Source organism: Angustibacter aerolatus, assembly GCF_054776675.1.
In genome coordinates this window covers 1-2,183 of the sequence record NZ_BAAHBM010000172.1, presented here as the reverse complement: position 1 = coordinate 2,183, position 2,183 = coordinate 1, and the positions used below count along the sequence as shown (strand labels likewise).

Sequence of the window (2,183 nt, the reverse complement as noted above, 5' to 3'; positions counted from 1 at the left end):
TCCGCCCGCAGCGTGGGCTGCGCGACGGCGAGGGCCGAGCCGCCGAGCGCCAGCACCGCCGCGGCGGCGACCGCACCCCGCCACGCCCGCCGCACCCGCGGATCATGTCACCCTCGGCTGTGATGGCCGCCCAGCGCACGACCCGCCCGGTGGGCACGATCACCCGCGGGACGACGAACCCGAACCGCCTGCGCCGCGTCGACCGCTGGCTGGCCGGTGCGCAGGCCGCTCGGCTGCGCGCCGCCGCCGACCCGCTCGTCGTCGACCTCGGCTACGGGGCCACGCCGGTGACCGCCGTCGAGCTGCGCGACCGGCTGCGGGCGGTGCGGGGCGACGTCGAGGTCGTGGGGCTCGAGATCGATCCCGCCCGGGTGGCCGCCGCGCTGCCGCTGGCCGGCGACGGGCTGTCGTTCGCGCTCGGCGGGTTCGAGCTCGCGCTGCCCGGCGGTCGCCGTCCGGTCGTGGTGCGCGCGCTGAACGTGCTGCGGCAGTACGACGAGGACGAGGTCGAGGGTGCGTGGCGCCTGGTGCGCTCGCGGCTCGCGCCGGACGGGCTGCTCGTCGACGGCACCTGCGACGAGGTCGGACGGCGGGCGGCGTGGGTGGCGGTCGAGGCGGGCGCGGGGCCGGTCTCGCTCACGGTGTCGCTGCGGCTGGCCGGGCTGGTGCTGCCGTCCGACGTCGCCGAGCGGCTGCCGAAGGCGCTGATCCACCGCAACGTGCCGGGCGAGCGGGTGCACGCGTGGCTCGGCGCCCTCGACGACGCCTGGCGCCGGTGCGCCCCGCTCGCGGCGTACGGCGCCCGGCAGCGGTGGGTCGCGACGGTCGAGGCGGTGCGTGCGGCGGGCTGGCCGGTGCTCGGCGGCCGCACCCGCTGGCGGCTGGGCGAGGTCACCGTCGCCTGGGACGCCGTCCGCCCCGCCCCCTGAGCCGTGCCGAGATGCGAGTAGTGGTTGACCAGATCGCCGACCGGTCCACCACTACTCGCAACTCGGCGAGGGTCGGGGCGCGGGTCAGTAGCAGCCGGTGACGGTGGCGGCGAGGGTGTCGAGCTTGCGCTTGAGGGCCAGGCCGTCGCCCCTGCCGTTCACCAGGAAGGCGAACGCCTTGCGGCGGCCGTCGGTGCCGGTGGTCCAGCCGGCGAGGGCCACGGCGTCGCCGAGGGTGCCGGTCTTGGCGTGCACCTTGCCGGCCGCGCACTTCGACGGCTTCGTGTCGAAGCGCCCGTAGCGGGCCTGCAGGGTGCCGGTGCGGCCGGACGTCGGCAGCGCGGCGCCGCGCAGCAGCGACAGCTCGGGGCGGGCCCAGGTCTGGTCGACGACCCGCGCGAGCTGCAGCGCCGAGAGCCGGTCGGCGCGCGACAGGCCGCTGCCGTCGAACAGCTGGCCGGCGTCGATCTCGGTGCCCTCGCGGGCGAGCACCGCGCGCTGGGCGATCCGGCTGCGCGTCCACGTGGTGCCGGTGCCGTACCGCAGGCTGACCAGGCGGTTCAGCGCCTCGGCGTGGTCGTTGTCGCTGGTCAGCAGCATCTGGCTGACGATCGTGCCGAGCGTGTCGCCGGCGACCGAGCCGAGCAGCGGCGAGCCGGCGGGTGCCTGGGCCCGCTTGACCGTGGTCACCGTCAGGCCCTGCGTGCGCAGCTTGCCGGCGAACACCTTGGCGGCGTCGATCGTGGTGTCGTTCGCGTGGTGCTGGTCGACGACGAGCGCGCGCACGGGGCGGACGTCGACGTTCACGTACGACGCCTTCCAGCCCTTCGGCAGCAGGAACGTCGGGAACAGCGAGTCGTCGGCGCGCACCGCGACGGACGTGCGGCCCTGGGCCTTCACCTTCGCCGCGGTCTGCTTCGCCAGCGAGGTGAGGTCGGCGCCCGACAGCGTGGGGTCGCCCGCGCCGACGAGCACGACGCTGCTCCAGGTGCTGCCACGGCGCACGGTCGTGGTGAAGCGGTGGTCGGCGCCGTAGACGGCCAGCGCGTTGGTGGCGGTGACCAGCTTGGTGGTCGAGGCGGGCATCAGCCGCTTCGAGCCGCCGCGCTGCCACACGACGCGGTCGGTGGCGACGTCGATCACCGCGCCGCTGAACCGGGAGCCCAGCGACTTCGACGCGCCGCGCGCGGCGAGCTTGCCGGCGATGCGGCTGTCGGGCCGGGTCGTCGCGGCGGCCGCGGCCCGCGGCGCGGC

At 76.5% G+C, this 2,183-nt stretch carries 2 protein-coding genes; one reads left to right on the top strand and one right to left on the bottom strand.

Going from position 1 to position 2,183, the window contains the following annotated elements; all coding sequences use genetic code 11:
- Positions 1–122: 122 nt before the first annotated feature.
- Positions 123–929, top strand: coding sequence for a class I SAM-dependent methyltransferase (locus ACYVI6_RS18545; protein WP_460447772.1), 807 nt, complete (start codon positions 123–125; stop codon positions 927–929).
- An 84-nt stretch (positions 930–1,013) separates the two neighbouring features.
- Here the strand turns inward: ACYVI6_RS18545 and ACYVI6_RS18540 are convergent.
- A partial coding sequence (locus ACYVI6_RS18540) for a D-alanyl-D-alanine carboxypeptidase/D-alanyl-D-alanine-endopeptidase (RefSeq protein ID WP_460447771.1) occupies positions 1,014–2,183 on the bottom strand: 1,170 nt, incomplete at its 5' end.

What these genes read in the sequence shown, in the direction of transcription:
- ACYVI6_RS18545 (WP_460447772.1), top strand. Translation starts at nt 123, where the DNA reads ATGGCCGCCCAGCGCACGACCCGCCCGGTGGGCACGATCACCCGCGGG.